Origin of the sequence: Longinema margulisiae (genome assembly GCF_025266855.1) — a bacterium.
Taxonomy (GTDB): Bacteria; Spirochaetota; Brevinematia; order Brevinematales; family Thermospiraceae; genus Thermospira.
Genome location: NZ_CP053071.1, coordinates 1,235,804 through 1,251,293, shown reverse-complemented (window position 1 = coordinate 1,251,293; position 15,490 = coordinate 1,235,804). Strand labels below are relative to the sequence as shown.

The following is a 15,490-nucleotide window of genomic DNA, read 5'->3' as shown; positions in this document are numbered from 1 at the left end:
AGAAAAAGTATTGACTTAACGGTCTTGTTATGGAAAAAATCTTTCTACTCGAAAATTTCTCTTTTATTGACATACACAGTATACCCATTTCTCTTCAAAGAAACAAGCCCACTGAGGAGTAAAATTTTCAGCACTTTGGGGTATTTTCTAACCCTTTGGTGGTATCTTCTTGGGAAAGTGGAAAAAGATCTTTTGCAGGAGTTCCAATCGACTATTCACTTCCAGCTTTCGATAAAGCTGAGAAATACCCTTCTTCACCGTATCCACAGAAACGTAGAGAGCAGAAGCAATCTCCTCATTGGAAAGACCTTGCTGAATCAGCTTTACCAGTTTTCTCTCCCTTTCAGAAAGCTGGTATTGTTCAAAAAATGATTCAAGACCCCCCGAAAGCCGCTGCTGAATCTCCTCAGACAGACGAATCATCTCAGACAAAGACTGCTGGACTCTTTCCACCATGAAGGTTTTTCTTACATGTTCCGTTTCCTCCAAAAGAACCACAAGAACTATTTCCACACGAGGATGAAAGGGGAAAAAAAGGGGTCTGTAGTAGGAGAGCTGGCCATTCTTTCGTGGGATACTCAGGTATTTTTCTCCCTTTTGAAGTCCCTTGATCCGTGAGAGGATCTCATCAGGAGCCCCATCAAGGGAAGAAAATCCCCCATTCCAGAGAGAACCTTTGGGTATTTCCTGTCGAAGATCCATCACAGCCGCCGGAAATTCCCAATCCAAGATGATGTCGGATAAACGTTGAAAAATCTCCTCCCGGCCCCATTGATACTCCACCAACCAGTGCCCATTCTCCACCGGATGAAAGAAGAAAAATCCCTCCTTTTGTCCTATGGATAACCATTCAGAGAAGGATTTTCCCGTAGCCAAACGCGACTGAAGAAAACCCCAGAGAGGATGAGAGAGAAAGGATTGCGGAACACCATCAAAGAGGTGTTGTTTGGCCGATTCATTGGCACAGGAAATCACTCCTTCTTCCGAGAGACAAAAAACCGGTTTTGTGAGATGTTTCAGAATGGCATGTTCCCACCGTTGATCCTCTTGAAGAGGGACCGGCATCATCACATCAAGAATGCTCTCCCCTTCCTGGACAAGAGTATGAAAAAACCGATGAGGTTGCCCCTCCTTGTCAAGAAGAGAAAAAGCCACATAAAGCGGTGTCTGAGACACCGAATCCAGGGCCTGAAGAGCCACCGAAAATTCTTCAGAAACCACTAACGCTAAATATTCCTGTCCAATGATACTTTGGTCATAACCCAGTACTACACTAAACGTCTCATTAATCTCCTTAAGAACAAAATTCTCTTGTTCAATCACACAAGCAGAAAACAAAGTAGAAGGTATATTCATGCTTTCTCCTTGCTATATTGTAGAAAAAAAATCCACATTTTGCAATATTGTGCTTCTTTTTCACTTTGAGACCCTTGCACGGGATTTTTCTTTCCTTGTCTGGGTCAGGGGCTGCGCCCCTCTTCCCCGCTTTTTCTATTTCCAAGGGCTTGTTTGTCTTTTTTATTCAAAAAATTGGTTTATTTATTAAGGCAAGGAATATTTTGATACTACTTTTTGTTTCTTTATTACTTTTTTGAGACCTTCGCACATTCGTGCAAAGGTCTCATTCTGTATGAATGTGGAACGACACTTTGTGAAAAAATTTTTTCAAAAAAAGGGCTTTTTTACTTGACAGAATAGAATCTTTAGTAATAATATAGATAACCAATTTAGGGGAGGATTTTCTGTTATGAGAGACTACTTGGATCGATCCTACTCGGATGACGCAGAGTTTGAAGATTTTGATGACCTCGACTACATGGATGATTTCCTGACAGAAGAGGACGAAGAAGAGCTGGACGAGTTTGCCGACGAATATGACGAACTTGAAGACATGTATGCCGATGATGAGGATGAGTTCTCTGACGAGTCAGGAGAGGTTGAGGCGACCTTTATCTGCGAAGATTGTGGCCACAAATGGACAGACTATATCTCCGAGGTGGACGATGAAAACGACTTTGTCGATGTTTCCTGTCCTATGTGTGGATCCTCAAACGTTACCCAGGAATAGCCTCCTGTTATCCTCGACATGATAACGGGGCTGTCGCAAGGCAGCCCCTCTCTTTATAAGGGAAGTTTCTTTTTGGGAGTAAAAAAGGTTGCGGTTTTGGAGGTTTCCTGGTATAATGGTAGGGGAAAAAACTCAAAAAGAGGGAATTATGCCACGATATCTTCTTCTTTTCTTTACAAGTCTTTTGTTCTTTTCAGGAGTAGGCGCTCAGGAAACAGAATGGGAAAATCTTCTCGACTCCTCTTCTCGCCAGGAATACACTCGTTTCTTGAAAGCCTATCAGGAGATGGATTTCATCTCATCGGAAAAAATTCTTTTCCGTCTCTTTCAGAAAAACCCTTCCAACACCATGGTCCTTTTAACCTACCATTTTCTTTCTCAACAGGAGGGCTTTGGAGTAGAAGCTCTTGAATATGGACTTTCCCGAAACCTCACCCTTTATACAAGACGAGTCCTTTCTTCCAATCTTCCTTTAGCCGATTTTCTCTGTCGCTACATAGAAAATCCCAAAGATCGCTTGGCCACCTTGATTGAAATGGAATCCCAGCTCAAGTATGTCAACTGGTTAGTTCGCCTCGAAATTATCAAAGAACATGTCAATCGCAACAGAGATTACACAGCCGCTTTGGACAAACTCTCTGATCTCATGGCAAGATATCCACGTTTTCCCATTCTCCACTACTATCGGCTCTTTTTTCTTCTCAAACAAAGAAACTGGGAAGCCTTTGATAGTGCCCTCGTCTCCTCTCTCAAACTCTTCCCAAAACACCCTGAGATCCTCAGGATAGCCGGCATGGGATCCCTGGAGCGAAAACGCTTAGACGAAGCCATCAGGTACTATGAACGTGCTCTCCAGGCCAACCCTTCCTGGCATGCTGATGGTCTTCTCGAACTCTGCCGATTGTACGTAGAAACAAAAGAATACCAAAAAGCCAACTCTCTCGTGCAAAAAGCAAGAAAACTCTACCCATGGAAGCGAGATCTCGGTGTCATAGAACAACAACTTCTCTTTGGATGGTAGGAGGGGGCATGAGAATACTCATCACCGGTATAAGCGGAACCATAGGACAGCACCTCAAAGACTTCCTTGAGAAGATGGGGCATGAGGTCTATGGATGGAACAGGCAGGAAATCCCCATTGACAACTATATGGCCATGGAGAGTTTTATCCAGGAGATAGCCCCGGATATCCTCTTTCATCTTGCTGCTCCCTCTCAACCCACAGGAAGACCAAACGAAAACTGGCTTGTCCATTATGAATGGAGTAGCGAACTGGCGTGGATCACCCACAAATGCGGAATCAAGTTTCTTTTTACCAGTACGGTCCAGGTTTTCTCTGATACAGCGAAGGGACCTTTCACCCCCCAGTCCCACCCGGACAATGATTACGGGTATGGCTTTGAAAAACGAATGGCTGAACAGCGTATTCTCTACCAGAACCCCCAGGCCTATATAGCAAGACTTGGCTGGCAGATTGACACCAACACAAGTGGCAATCAGATGGCAGCGTATTTAGAGAAGAAACATAATACAGAAGGCAAAATTTTCGCCAGCACACGATGGCTCCCTGCCGCCTCTTTTCTCGATGATACGGTCAAAGCCCTCTGGGAAATAGTCTCTCATCATCCACCCGCCATCTATCTTTTAGACTCCAACCGTGGTTGGAATTTTTATGAAATAGCTACGGCCCTCAAAAAACTCCTCAAAAAAAGATGGACTATTTTGCCCGATGAAAGTTTTGTCTATGATCAGCGAATGATTGACCCTCGTATATCCCTGCCACCCCTTTCCGATCGTCTCAAACACCTCAAACCGATTCAATAAGGAAAGCACCATGGCAAAACAAAAAAAATCCTGGTTCAAAAAAATCCTGCAACTCCTCCCTTTTGGCACCAAAAAGAAAAAGAAAAACCCCATCCGGCGGGTCTTTTTTGGTATCAGGGCAAGATGGCTTTTTCTCTTAGGGCTTCTTCTTTTTGTTACCATCGGGATTTTCACCCTTCTCGTGTATCTCTCTCAGAGTAGCATCATCGCCCAGGAAAAACAACAAAAGGCACGTGCCCTAACCGAAAGCCTGAGTACAACTCTCCAGTGGTATCTCGATAGTGAGAAACAAATCTCCCCCACAGAACAGACTTTGAAGCATAGTTTTATCTCCAACGAAATTGCCCGCTTTATGGACATCAATCCCGATGTGATCGCCGTGTACGTGTACAATCGAGACCAGAAAATAGTCTTTTCTCATCAAAAAGTACGAGAAAAGAGACCTCCTTATCTCTCCCTTTTGCCTCGCATGACAGGAACCAATGAAACCTCAAGTCGGGATTATGTCACCATCTCCACGAACAAAAGTGAGAAAAGAATCATCAAAAAACGATACCGCCTTCTCTCCTCTCCTGTACGTGCTCAATTTGGAGAACTCATGACCGTCAACAGGGACTTTGACACCATTCTTGTCCCCTATCATAAAAATGGACTTTCTGATGAACAGAGAAAAAAGACCTACAAAGAGCTCTACAACCGCTATGAAGAATGGCTACCTTCGTATCTCCATCCCTCCAATTTTACCACCAGTGATGATGTGATTGCCTGGAGTCTTGATAATCTCTTCTTGGAATCTTACAAAGCCATCTTTGCCAAAAAAGGCTACACCCTTGACAGAGATGACCGATGGCTTTTGCGAGATACCTGGCTACCCGGAGCCCTGCGAGACCTCCAGGACGCCCTTCAGCGCCGCAATGTGGGAGCCATCAAATCCGCCGATGAGAAAATCTTTCAGCGACTTTCGATCCTTCGAGAATACGGAGAGCGTTTCCGTTTTCTTGGAAATGTGATAGTGGTGTACGATCTTGACCAGATCCAGGCCAGTATCCAGCAAAATGTTTCTATTGCCTTTCTTCTTGCCATCATCATTTACTTTTTCAGCATGTTAGCGGTATATTGGCTCTCCGGCATTATGGTCCGTCAGATCAAGCTCCTGGAAAAGTGGGCTCTCGAGGTAAGTGAAGGAAACCTTTCCGTCTCCGTGGACATCAAAGGGGGGCACGAGATTGGACGACTGGCAGACATCTTTCAGATCATGCTTGAAGAACTTATCTCCAAGTATCACTTGGAAAAATTCGTTTCTCGCTCCACAAAATCCATGATAGAACAAAAAGCCGATGAGACCCTTGACCTTGGCACTCATGACAGGAAAAACTTTGCCTTTCTGTTCAGTGATGTGAGAGGATTTACCGCCTTTTCAGAAGAAAACGATCCCGAAGAGGTCATTACCATCCTGAACGCCTACTTTGACAGACAGACAAAAATCATCCGCCGATATAGGGGCGATATCGATGATTTCGTGGGAGATCAGATTATGGCTCATTTTGGGGGAGAAAAAAGAGCCGACACCGCTCTTCAGGTCGCTATCGAAATCATGCAGGATATTGAAACCTTTAACCAACAGCGAAAAAAACAGGGGCTTCCTGTCTTTGAGATTGGTATTGGCGTCCATATGGGGAATGTGGTGGTAGGCAATATTGGCAGTCAATTTCGTATGGATTTTGCCTGCATAGGAGATGCCGTCAATACCACCTCCCGGCTTTGCTCTCAGGCTCAGAGCGGGGAAATCCTTGCTTCTCTCGATATTCTCTCTGAAGCAAAACGCCCCTATCCCACTGAGGAAATTCCCCCTCTCACCCTCAAAGGGAAAAAAGAACCCTTTGCCGTCAGACGAATTCTCTGGAGGAAAGTATGAAACGTTTTACCTTTCGTCTCCAGAAACTTCTTGAAATCCGGCAAAAAAAAGAAGACCAACAAAAGATTATCTTGGCAAAGGCAAGCGGAGAATACCAGAAAGAACTCCGGAAACATCAAACCATTCAGGAAAACGAACATAACCTCAGAGAAAAGGTGAAGGAAGATATCAAACAAAACCCTTCGTCTCTCGACCTTGGGAAACTCAAATGGTTAGACTACTATGGCTGGCAATCCAAAAAGATTGAAGGGGATATCCTGAGAGAAATTGACAAAAAACGGCAGGCTATGGAAAAAGAACTCACCCTGTACACCAAATTCCGTCAGGAGAAACGTGCCGTTGAGATTCTCAAAGAAAAGGCCTGGCAGGCCCATCAAGAGGCTACTCTCAAAGAAGAACAACAGATCCTCGATGAACTCTCCCAGACAATAACTAACAAAAATAGAGAATATGCCGATAAAGACAGAGAGGTCAAAGGAGGGGATAAGCTATGATAGAAGGTATTCAATCAGTTTACCAGCGTATCACAGAAATCCAGAGTAGAATGCGGGAAATCCAAAGCCTCGGTCGTATCCAGCCCATAGAATCACTTTCTGAAACACCTCCCTCTTCCAAAACAAGTAGTACCGCGTCTACTCAGAGCTTCTCTGAGATTTTGAAAGAAATGCTCCAGGAATCAAATAACCCCACAGGGCTTTTTGAGGATGGGTTAGGCCAGAGTATCAATCAGCTGGTGGGCAGTAACCAGGAGAAAAACGCCCTTCTCAATGCCCTCTACAAGATAAACCAGAAACCTACCTCTTCGCAGGTAGAAAATATCATCCAGGAAGCGGCGGAGAAGTATCGTGTGGACCCCGCCCTTATCAAGGCGGTTATCCAGCAGGAATCCCAGTTCAACCCCCAGGCTGTTTCCCCCAAGGGGGCGATGGGGCTTATGCAACTCATGCCAGACACCGCCAGCGCTCTCTCTGTGGAGAACCCCTTTGACCCACGAGAAAACATCATGGGAGGCACCCGTTATCTCAGGCTCATGTTAGACAGATTCAATGGCAATCTTGCTCTCTCCCTTGCGGCTTACAATGCCGGGCCCTCCGCTGTTGAACGATTTGGTGGCATTCCTCCTTATCAGGAAACGCAGGATTATGTCAAAAAGGTGCTTGCCTATTATGATGCCTACAAAAATCTCTAAAAGGTGATGCCCATGAGTCGAAGTAAGCGAATTCTGTTTCTCCTTTTGATAAACCTTGGACTGGTTATCCTCTCTATCTATTTCCTTGATATGTTGGAGATCTTAGACTATCGACAGATCTTCTCCCAGATCCCCTTTCTCAGGGAAAGTTTTGTCGTGAAGATTGAAAACCCTTTTCTTCTGGAAAAGTTAGAACTCGAAAAGAAATGGCTTCTTTTAGAAGAAAAGCAACGAAACCTCGACGATGCCAAACGAGAAATGGAAAAGGCCTTTCTCATGATTACCCAAAAACAGGAAGAACTTGCCCAGGAGAAAGAAAACATCCAGAACATGATTGCCCAGTTTGAACTTGCCAAACAAAATCAGGCCACCTACGAAAAACGAGTCGAAGAAATTGCTACCCAGATTGAAAACATGCCCCCTCAAAGTGCCGTCAAAATCCTCGAGAAACAAGAAGATGAGATGCTCATTGACATACTCCGGATGATGGAAAAGCGGGCTCAGACTGCGGGGAAACGGTCCCTTGTTCCTTATCTTCTCTCGCTCATGGACCCAGAACAATCCGCCCGCATTCAGCGAAAAATGTTAGAATAAGGGGGAAGTTGTGACACCCTATCCCCATGAGATCTTTTTCACCCAGCTCATGGTGGTTCTCGTGGTGATTCTCTCGGCAGGCGTTGTGATCGCCTTTGTGTATGTGGGTATCTTCAGAAGAAAGAGAGAAGAAACCCATGAAGCCCCCTCCACTCTCTTTTCCAATCAGGCACCTATCCTGAACAAACCCAAAAAAGGCTCTTCCATGACAGACAAACTGGGGCAAAAGATCGTCAACTACATGATCGAAGTCTCTGTTTCAGAAAACCGTGCCCTCATTGAAGACAGGATCAAAAAAATCCTTGCTGAATGTGAAAAACTCTCCTCCCAGCCTATCCCCAAGGAAAACAAAGAAATCATCTCCACCGTTGCCCTCTGGGCAAAACAGTTCAATATTGATAGGCATCTCCGCGAAATGAAGATGCTCAAATTCTCCACCCAGATAGTCTACGACAAGGCTCATAATGATTTCAAACTCATGATTGCCGGGAAATAAGACCTTTCCCTTCTCTGAATGTCCTCTATTTGCAAGATTTTCTCTTTTGCTTCATAATATGTACTACATTTTTGGTGAGGTAGATCATGCAAAAACTTCGCTTCGCCCCTTCTCCAACAGGACAACTTCATCTTGGAAGTGCCAGAACGGCCATTTTCAACTGGCTTTATGCCAAACACACGGGGGGAAAGTTTGTTCTGCGCATTGAGGACACCGATCTCTCCCGTTCGCAGGAGGAATATACCGCTTCTATTATCAAGGATATGCAGTGGATGGGCATGGACTATGATGAGTTTTACAAACAGAGTGAACGCTTCCCCATCTACAAGTCATACATAGACAAACTTGTCGCTGAAGGCAAGGCCTACCACTGTCAATGCACCAAGGATGACCTCATCAAAAGAAACCAATCCCGTGGCATCTATGACGAAGTGACAAAATACGATGGTCATTGTAGGGATAAAAATCTCCAGCCAGGACCAGGCACGGTGGTGCGCGTCAATATAGGTCCAGAACGTGATATTATCTTCAAAGACGTGGTCAAGGGTCGCATTGCTATCAACACCAAAGAACTTGATGATTTTGTCCTCTGGAAAAGTGATGGCTCTCCCACCTATAACTTTGCTGTGGTAATTGATGACTCTCTCATGGGAATTACCACTATTCTCCGGGGAGAGGACCATATTTCCAATACCGCCAAGCAAATAATTCTTTATGAATACCTTGGTTTTCCTATCCCCACCTTCGGGCATCTTCCTATGGTCTTTGACACAGATAGAACCCCCCTCTCCAAGCGAAAGGGTTCCACCAATATTGAATACTATCGAAAACAGGGTATTCTCCCTGAAGCCCTCTTGAATTATATTGCACGGCTTGGATGGTCCCATGGAAATGATGAAATCTTCATGCTTGAAGATCTCATCAAGGTGTTCGATATCACTCACCTCAACAAATCCAATGCTGTCTATGATGAGAAAAAGATGATCTGGGTGAATAGCAAACACATGAAGCTTGAACCCCTCCACAAGGTTTTGAAAGCCTTTGAGATATACCTTGAGGACACAGGCCAGGTCAAAGTCGGTCGTATGCAGGACAATGCCTGGCTCTCTCAGGCGGTGGATCTTCTTCGAAGCCGAAGCGACACGCTTGCTGACCTTTATCGAGACATGATTCCCTATGCCACAGAAGAGTATGAACTTGATGAGAAAGCAAGAGAACTTCTCCCTTCTCTTTGTACCGACACCCTTGAAAAGGCCTATCAGGAAGCGGTTCACTTTATCTTAGAAACCAGTTCCTATGATGCCACCCTCGAAGCAGCTCTCAGACAGGTGGCCGAAAAACACACCGTAGCCTTCAAGGATCTCATCCAGCGTATTCGTATCCAGCTCACAGGGAGAACGGTAAGTCCTGATATCCTTTCGGTGATGCGACTCCTCTCCCCAGTTTTGAAACAAAGGCTTTCCAAAAAACTGTAAGCTATGGAATCACGACTCTACGCCCTCTTTGAAAAAGCCATCGAACACTACGGGATGCTTGAGAATACGACAGGTATTGTCGTTGGTATTTCTGGAGGGATGGACTCGCTCGTCCTGCTTCTCATGCTTTCGGCAGGCAACAAGCGAAAAAACAGAAACATCCCCCTCTACCCCGCCTTTGTGGATAACTTCAACGGCCAGAATGAAGGTCACAACAAACGCATTGAGAAACTTTCGGATTATATCAAAAGACATACCGGTCTGGATCTCCACGTCATCCGTGTCAATAGCATTGCCGAACTCACCTCAGGAAACTACAAGAGTCGCAATACCTGTTATCTCTGTGCTCAGAAAAGACGCACGGAACTCATTCATTATGCCGCAAGCCAGAAGGCCAACAAGATAGCCTTTGGTCATCACATGGATGATATTCTGGAAACCTCTCTCATGAATCTTTTTTTCAAAAGGGAACTCTCCTCTATGGTTCCACGTCTCAAGATATTTGATGGAGAGATGGAATTCATTCGTCCCCTTGCCTATGTAGAAAAAGCCATGATCGAAGAGTTTGTCTATACCCAGGAGGAAGAAATGCCGATCTTTTCCGAGGTATGCCCCAATTCTATTCTCCGCCGGGATCACAAACGCCTCCAGGTCAGAGAACTCATCAAAAAGCTCTCTAATGAGATTCCTCACTTCCGGAGAAACCTCTTTGAAGCCTTCCGAAGACCGGACACCGAGTACCTTTTGAATTACCTTTACCAGCCTGAAACCAGTGGACGTTTCAAACGTCCTTGAGTTCCTTTTCTATCCAGAGGGTATAGGGGCCCCAGTTCACCAGTTCCACCTCCATCATGGCCCCAAACTCACCCGTTTGTACCCCAACTCCACTCTCTCGAAGCCGATCTACAAAATACTCATACAATCGTTTTGCTTCAGGCCCGGGCATGGCAAGATCAAACGAAGGACGACGGCCTTTTTTCACATCCCCATAGAGGGTGAATTGAGACACGACAAGAATCTCCCCTCCCACTTCTCGAATGGTGAGATGGTTCTCCTTCTCCCCGTCAGGGAAAAGACGCAGATCAAGGATTTTGGTGGCAAGAAAACGAGCCTCTTCCTCGGTGTCGGTTTTTCCCACACCGAGGAAGACAAGGTAACCCTTTCCTATGGCTCCAACTACCCTTTCATCAACCGTGACCCTCGCTCGCAAACAACGCTGGATAAGCGCTCTCATAGATGGCGAAGTTTCTTGTAAGCGTTAATAAGTCCATTCGTGGAAGCATCGTGAGAGGTCACAAGGGTATTGTCTTTGAGTTCAGGGAGAATCTTGTTGGCAAGTTGTTTCCCGAGTTCCACTCCCCACTGGTCATAACTGAAAATATTCCAGATAACCCCCTGCACAAAGATCTTGTGTTCATACATCGCTATCAGGCTCCCCAGGCTGCGAGGGGTTATTTTCTTCACAAGAATAGAGTTTGTGGGCCTATTCCCTTCAAAGACACGATAAGGGAGAAGTCTTTCAATCTCTTCATCTGATTTACCAGCCGCTTTCATCTCGGCTATCACCTCTTCTTTTGTCTTCCCATTCATGAGGGCCTCAGTCTGGGCAAAAAAGTTGGAAAGAAGAAGCTCATGATGGTTCCCAATGGGGTTATGGGACTGAGCAGGGGCAATAAAATCACAGGGAACAAGCTTTGTGCCCTGATGAATGAGCTGATAAAAGGCATGTTGCCCATTGGTTCCAGGTTCACCCCAGATAATAGGACCGGTCTGGTAGGTTACGGGTTTGCCATCACGGTCCACACTTTTTCCATTGCTTTCCATATCCCCCTGCTGGAAATACGCAGGAAAACGGTGAAGATACTGATCATAGGGAAGAATGGCATGCGTCTCGGCACCAAAGAAGTTATTGTACCAGATCCCGAGAAGGGCAAGAATCACAGGGATATTTTCCCGGAAGGGGGTTTTGCGGAAGTGCTGGTCCATGGCATACGCCCCCTCTAAAAGTTCGGAGAAATTCTCAAACCCAATTGTACAGGCAATAGAAAGCCCGATGGCCGACCAGAGAGAATAGCGTCCGCCCACCCAGTCCCAGAACTCAAACATGTTCTCGGGATCTATGCCAAACTTTTCCACCTCTTTTTTGTTGGTAGAAATGGCCACAAAATGCTTCTTGATGTCTTCTTCTTTGGCGCTTTTCAAAAACCACTCACGGGCCGTATGGGCATTGGCCATGGTTTCCTGTGTCGTGAAGGTTTTGGAAGCCACAAGGAAGAGGGTGGTTTCAGGATTCACCTTCTTGAGGGTTTCTGCAATATGGGTACCATCCACATTGGAAACAAAATGCGCCGTAATGTTTGGTTTTTTGTAGGGACGAAGTGCCTCGGTAACCATCACAGGCCCTAAATCAGATCCCCCAATACCAATATTCACAATATCGGTGATAGGTTTTCCTGTGAAACCCTTCCATTCTCCGCTTGTCACCTGATTGGCAAACTTTTCCATCTTGGCAAGTACAGCCCGAACGCCGGGCATCACATCCACCCCATCAAGAAAAACCGGGAGGTTAGAACGATTTCGAAGCGCTGTGTGAAGCACCGCCCTATTTTCTGTTACATTGATCCTATCTCCAGAAAAATACCGTTCAATAGCATCTTTCAAGAGACACTCATCAGCGAGTTGAAGAAGATGAGAAAGAGCCCTATCATCTATACGATTTTTGGAAAAATCGACTATCATATCCTCAAAAACAAGAGAATACTTTTCAAATCGCTGAGGATCTTTAGCAAAAAGGGTTTTCATATGAACGTTTTTCAAGCGCTTATAATCCTTCTTGAGAAGTTTCCACGCCCTGGTGCGGGTAGGATTGATATTGGCAAGCATTGTCTCCTCCTCTCCAAAAAATCGGATAATAGTATACCATAAACTCAAAGAAAGAGCAATTTTTTGATGAAAAGAGCCTTCTGGGTGTCGTTCCATTGTGTCGTTCCACATATGAAACTGAATACCTATTTTCACATCTCCTGTGAAGGGAAATAACACAAAAGCTTTCTATTCTGGTGCCTATTGAAAAAAGGGTCGTGCTTGAAAACATGACGGCAAGATATGGCTATTCCCTTATTTCAGCCTGATGGGGGATAGCTTTCTCTTTTGTTCAAACGAGTTGTGTGTATTTGTATGTCCTGTGGTGTGTTATAGGTCTTTTGAGACCTTTGCACGAATGTGCGAAGGTCTCAAAAAAGTAGTAAAAAACAAAAAATAGTATAAAAATGTTTCTTAACGTAACAAATAAAACTATTCCTTTGAACAAAAAAAGACAAATAAGCCCTTGTAAATGGAAAAAGCGGGGTTTCAGGGGCGTAGCCCCTGACCCAGATAGGGGAAGAAAACACCCGTGCAAGGGTCTCCTTTTGTGTGAGAGAAGTGGAGAGCTGGGGTGTTGCTGAAACATGGCAAGAGCTGTGGTTTTGTTCTGGATAGGGGAGGTTAAACGTTTAACCTCTGGCTTTTGCTGAAACAAGGTCATAGCCTTTTCCCCGCCCCTGCCGCGGTGCCTCCTGAGAGAAGCCCCTGCAGGGGACACGTGCCCTGCGGGCTGGTAATGGAAGCCATCGTCTTTTCACCACTGTCCGAGCCACAGGAGGTGGCGAGGAAGCCAGGGGTCAGACAGGGAGGGCTGTCCCCGGGCGGCTACGGAAGAGAGCTGGGCTACAGGCTTTTCTTCCAGCCCGCCAGCGGGGATGAAGGTCGTTGGCTACAGAAACCGCCGCAGGAGCGGGGGCGGGGTTTCAAAAGGGGCGGAGCCTCTTTTGCCCTGCGCGGGAGCGCTTCTTCCGAAACCAGGAGGACGAGTTGTGGTTGCCGAAGTCCCGAGGACGAGGCAATGTCGCCCACGGAGGAAGGACTTCCCCTGGAAGGAGAGGATGTTTTTCTCCTTGCTCGCAAAAGCGGCCCATCCTCCGTCCGAGGCGCATGCGTAGCATGCGACGAGGACAACATCCCTTTTCTCCCATGCAGGAGAGCTTCGTGAAAGAAGGAAGATGGGTAGTAACAAAAATAGCCCAAAACTGAAAGCAAAAAGATGGTTGAACAAGTATTCAGTTTTTGTGTGAAGACAACCATTCTGTATGAATATGGAACGACACTCAGTGTCGTTCCATAGAGAAAACTAAATACCTGTTTTCGCAGCAGGATATGGCTATTACCCTGTTTCAGCTAAACACGTGGTTTTTGCTGAAACATAGTCATAGCCTGTTGCGAATTTCCAGAAAACCCCTCCACGAAATGGAAGACGGCTTCTCCGGGTGAAAAGAAAAAAGCCTTTTCTCTTTACTACAGGAGAGGAGAAGCCCCTCCCCTGTGAGAGGATCCTCTATTTTCTTTCCCTTGCTATCTCTACCCTGACGGTTTTCCCCTTGTACTTCTGACGATCCAGCCGGGAAAGAAAGTCATCAAGCTTCTCCCGAGGAACATCCACAAAAGAAAATCCCTCCCGCATGGTAATTCGCCCAAGTTCCTGACTCCTGATACCGGTGAGATCAGAAATCCAGGCCAGAAGTCCCCTGATATCAACTGTCTCACGGCCAATGGTGAGAAAAAGCCGTACTGTGGGGCTATTCTCTTCTACAGGAGCAATCTCTTCCTCAGGTTGTTCCCCCATCACCATTTTCAGGAGAGCGGCTGCAATATCGACCGAATCGTAGGTAGAGAGCCCTTCCGTGAGGATGTCGATATATTTTTCAAGTCCCCCTTCTTCGATGACGGAAGCAATCTCATCCAGAATAGCCTGGGTCTGGATCTTTTCAATATCCTGAAGGGTAGGGAGTCGCCGTCTTTCGATCCTGGTTTTGATGTAGCGTTCAATCTCCTTGAGCCGTTTGATCTCCCGCAGGGTGACAAAGGTTACCGCTGTCCCTTCACGACCAGCACGGGCTGTTCTCCCAATACGATGGACATAATACTCCTCATCCTGAGGGAGATCATAGTTCACGACCAGATCGATGTTTTCAATATCAAGCCCACGAGCCGCTACGTCTGTTGCCAAAAGAATATCAAAATGCTGTGCCCGGAATCGCTTCATCACAAATTCTCGCTGGGTTTGTTTCATATCCCCATGGAGAGCCTCTACCTCATAACCTGCCGCATGAAGTTTTTCCTTGAGCTCTTCTACACGCACCTTGGTGTTCACAAAAACCACCGTCTGATTGGGGTTATAATAGTCAATGATGCGGGTGAGAGCCTGGGGTTTTTCTGACTCCCTGACCTCGTAGTAGAACTGAGAGATATGAGGAACGGTAAGTTCCTTGTGAGGGATGGTGATGAAGCGGGGGTTTTCGACAAAATCCTGGACAAGTTTTTTAATCTCGGGGGAGAGAGTAGCGGAAAAGAGGGCTTTCTGAGCCTTCTCTGGAACGCGGGAAAGAATAGCCCTCACATCATCAATAAATCCCATGTCAAGCATCACATCGGCCTCGTCAAGGGTGCAGAAAATAACGTGATCAAGATGGAGTGTTCTTCTTTCAAGGTGATCTAAGATTCTCCCCGGGGTTCCCACCACGATATGGACACCACGACTTAAACTTCGTATCTGTCTCTCGATGGACTGTCCCCCATAGATAGGGAGAATCACCAGCCCCTTTTTGTGTGAGGCGATTTTCTGGAGTTCTCCTGCGACCTGAATGGCCAACTCCCGTGTAGGAACAAGAATCAGCCCCTGAGTAAACCTCTGGTTTTCTGTCTTCTCCACCATGGGAATACCAAAAGCGGCTGTTTTTCCTGTACCTGTTTGAGCCTGACCTACGACGTTTTCTCCCTGTAGCAGGTAGGGAATAGCCTCTCGCTGGATAGGCGATGGTTCCACAAAACCCATCTCGTCAATGGCCTTGAGAATGGGTTCTGAAATTTTGAGTTCATGAAATGTCATGTGTAC

The 15,490-nt window shown here is 46.0% G+C and carries 14 protein-coding genes; 10 read left to right on the top strand and 4 right to left on the bottom strand.

Annotated elements, in window-relative coordinates:
* Positions 1-147: 147 nt before the first annotated feature.
* Positions 148-1,356, bottom strand: a complete 1,209-nt coding sequence (locus BREVNS_RS05580; protein WP_483426037.1) for a helix-turn-helix transcriptional regulator — start codon at positions 1,354-1,356, stop codon at positions 148-150.
* Positions 1,357-1,747: 391 nt separating this feature from the next.
* On the opposite strand from BREVNS_RS05580, the gene BREVNS_RS05575 reads away from it, so the two are divergent.
* From BREVNS_RS05575 to BREVNS_RS05530, 10 genes are all read left to right on the top strand, one after another.
* On the top strand, positions 1,748-2,068 hold the full coding sequence (locus BREVNS_RS05575) for a hypothetical protein (RefSeq protein ID WP_483426036.1): 321 nt from the start codon (positions 1,748-1,750) through the stop codon (positions 2,066-2,068).
* A gap of 148 nt (positions 2,069-2,216) precedes the next feature.
* On the top strand, positions 2,217-3,089 hold the full coding sequence (locus BREVNS_RS05570) for a tetratricopeptide repeat protein (protein WP_483426035.1): 873 nt from the start codon (positions 2,217-2,219) through the stop codon (positions 3,087-3,089).
* Positions 3,090-3,097: 8 nt separating this feature from the next.
* Positions 3,098-3,892, top strand: coding sequence for a sugar nucleotide-binding protein (locus BREVNS_RS05565; protein WP_483426034.1), 795 nt, complete (start codon positions 3,098-3,100; stop codon positions 3,890-3,892).
* Between the two features lie 10 nt (positions 3,893-3,902).
* Positions 3,903-5,807, top strand: coding sequence for an adenylate/guanylate cyclase domain-containing protein (locus BREVNS_RS05560; protein WP_483426033.1), 1,905 nt, complete (start codon positions 3,903-3,905; stop codon positions 5,805-5,807).
* Positions 5,804-6,301, top strand: a complete 498-nt coding sequence (gene fliJ / locus BREVNS_RS05555; RefSeq protein ID WP_483426032.1) for a flagellar export protein FliJ — start codon at positions 5,804-5,806, stop codon at positions 6,299-6,301. The genes BREVNS_RS05560 and fliJ overlap by 4 nt, the downstream gene beginning before the upstream one ends.
* Positions 6,298-6,996: a lytic transglycosylase domain-containing protein gene (locus BREVNS_RS05550; RefSeq protein ID WP_483426031.1), complete on the top strand. Its 699-nt coding sequence runs from the start codon at positions 6,298-6,300 to the stop codon at positions 6,994-6,996. The genes fliJ and BREVNS_RS05550 overlap by 4 nt, the downstream gene beginning before the upstream one ends.
* A 12-nt stretch (positions 6,997-7,008) precedes the next feature.
* Positions 7,009-7,590 (top strand): periplasmic-type flagellar collar protein FlbB, encoded by a 582-nt coding sequence (locus BREVNS_RS05545; protein WP_483426030.1) that lies wholly within the window; start codon positions 7,009-7,011, stop codon positions 7,588-7,590.
* A 10-nt stretch (positions 7,591-7,600) separates the two neighbouring features.
* On the top strand, positions 7,601-8,086 hold the full coding sequence (locus BREVNS_RS05540; RefSeq protein ID WP_483426029.1) for a hypothetical protein: 486 nt from the start codon (positions 7,601-7,603) through the stop codon (positions 8,084-8,086).
* An 86-nt stretch (positions 8,087-8,172) separates the two neighbouring features.
* A complete protein-coding gene (gene gltX / locus BREVNS_RS05535) occupies positions 8,173-9,561 on the top strand; it encodes a glutamate--tRNA ligase (RefSeq protein WP_483426028.1) in 1,389 nt (462 codons plus the stop codon).
* Between the two features lie 3 nt (positions 9,562-9,564).
* Positions 9,565-10,356 carry a tRNA lysidine(34) synthetase gene (locus tag BREVNS_RS05530; protein WP_483426027.1) on the top strand — a complete coding sequence of 264 codons (792 nt, stop codon included), beginning with the start codon at positions 9,565-9,567 and terminating at the stop codon, positions 10,354-10,356.
* Here BREVNS_RS05530 and dtd read toward each other — a convergent pair.
* The 3 genes from dtd to BREVNS_RS05515 form a co-directional block, all read right to left on the bottom strand.
* Positions 10,343-10,795: a D-aminoacyl-tRNA deacylase gene (gene dtd / locus BREVNS_RS05525; RefSeq protein WP_483426026.1), complete on the bottom strand. Its 453-nt coding sequence runs from the start codon at positions 10,793-10,795 to the stop codon at positions 10,343-10,345. The genes BREVNS_RS05530 and dtd overlap by 14 nt on opposite strands.
* Positions 10,792-12,444, bottom strand: coding sequence for a glucose-6-phosphate isomerase (gene pgi, locus BREVNS_RS05520; protein ID WP_483426025.1), 1,653 nt, complete (start codon positions 12,442-12,444; stop codon positions 10,792-10,794). Before pgi ends, dtd begins: the two co-directional genes overlap by 4 nt.
* Before the next feature lie 1,489 nt (positions 12,445-13,933).
* Positions 13,934-15,484, bottom strand: a complete 1,551-nt coding sequence (locus BREVNS_RS05515; RefSeq protein WP_483426024.1) for a DEAD/DEAH box helicase — start codon at positions 15,482-15,484, stop codon at positions 13,934-13,936.
* Between the last annotated feature and the right edge of the window lie 6 nt (positions 15,485-15,490).

Coding starts and splice junctions, on each gene's coding strand:
- BREVNS_RS05545 (WP_483426030.1), top strand. CDS start 7,009: ATGAGTCGAAGTAAGCGAATTCTGTTTCTCCTTTTGATAAACCTTGGA.
- BREVNS_RS05575 (WP_483426036.1), top strand. CDS start 1,748: ATGAGAGACTACTTGGATCGATCCTACTCGGATGACGCAGAGTTTGAA.
- BREVNS_RS05515 (WP_483426024.1), bottom strand. CDS start 15,484: ATGACATTTCATGAACTCAAAATTTCAGAACCCATTCTCAAGGCCATT.
- fliJ (WP_483426032.1), top strand. CDS start 5,804: ATGAAACGTTTTACCTTTCGTCTCCAGAAACTTCTTGAAATCCGGCAA.
- BREVNS_RS05530 (WP_483426027.1), top strand. CDS start 9,565: ATGGAATCACGACTCTACGCCCTCTTTGAAAAAGCCATCGAACACTAC.
- dtd (WP_483426026.1), bottom strand. CDS start 10,795: ATGAGAGCGCTTATCCAGCGTTGTTTGCGAGCGAGGGTCACGGTTGAT.
- gltX (WP_483426028.1), top strand. CDS start 8,173: ATGCAAAAACTTCGCTTCGCCCCTTCTCCAACAGGACAACTTCATCTT.
- BREVNS_RS05560 (WP_483426033.1), top strand. CDS start 3,903: ATGGCAAAACAAAAAAAATCCTGGTTCAAAAAAATCCTGCAACTCCTC.
- BREVNS_RS05570 (WP_483426035.1), top strand. CDS start 2,217: ATGCCACGATATCTTCTTCTTTTCTTTACAAGTCTTTTGTTCTTTTCA.
- BREVNS_RS05580 (WP_483426037.1), bottom strand. CDS start 1,356: ATGAATATACCTTCTACTTTGTTTTCTGCTTGTGTGATTGAACAAGAG.
- BREVNS_RS05550 (WP_483426031.1), top strand. CDS start 6,298: ATGATAGAAGGTATTCAATCAGTTTACCAGCGTATCACAGAAATCCAG.
- pgi (WP_483426025.1), bottom strand. CDS start 12,444: ATGCTTGCCAATATCAATCCTACCCGCACCAGGGCGTGGAAACTTCTC.
- BREVNS_RS05565 (WP_483426034.1), top strand. CDS start 3,098: ATGAGAATACTCATCACCGGTATAAGCGGAACCATAGGACAGCACCTC.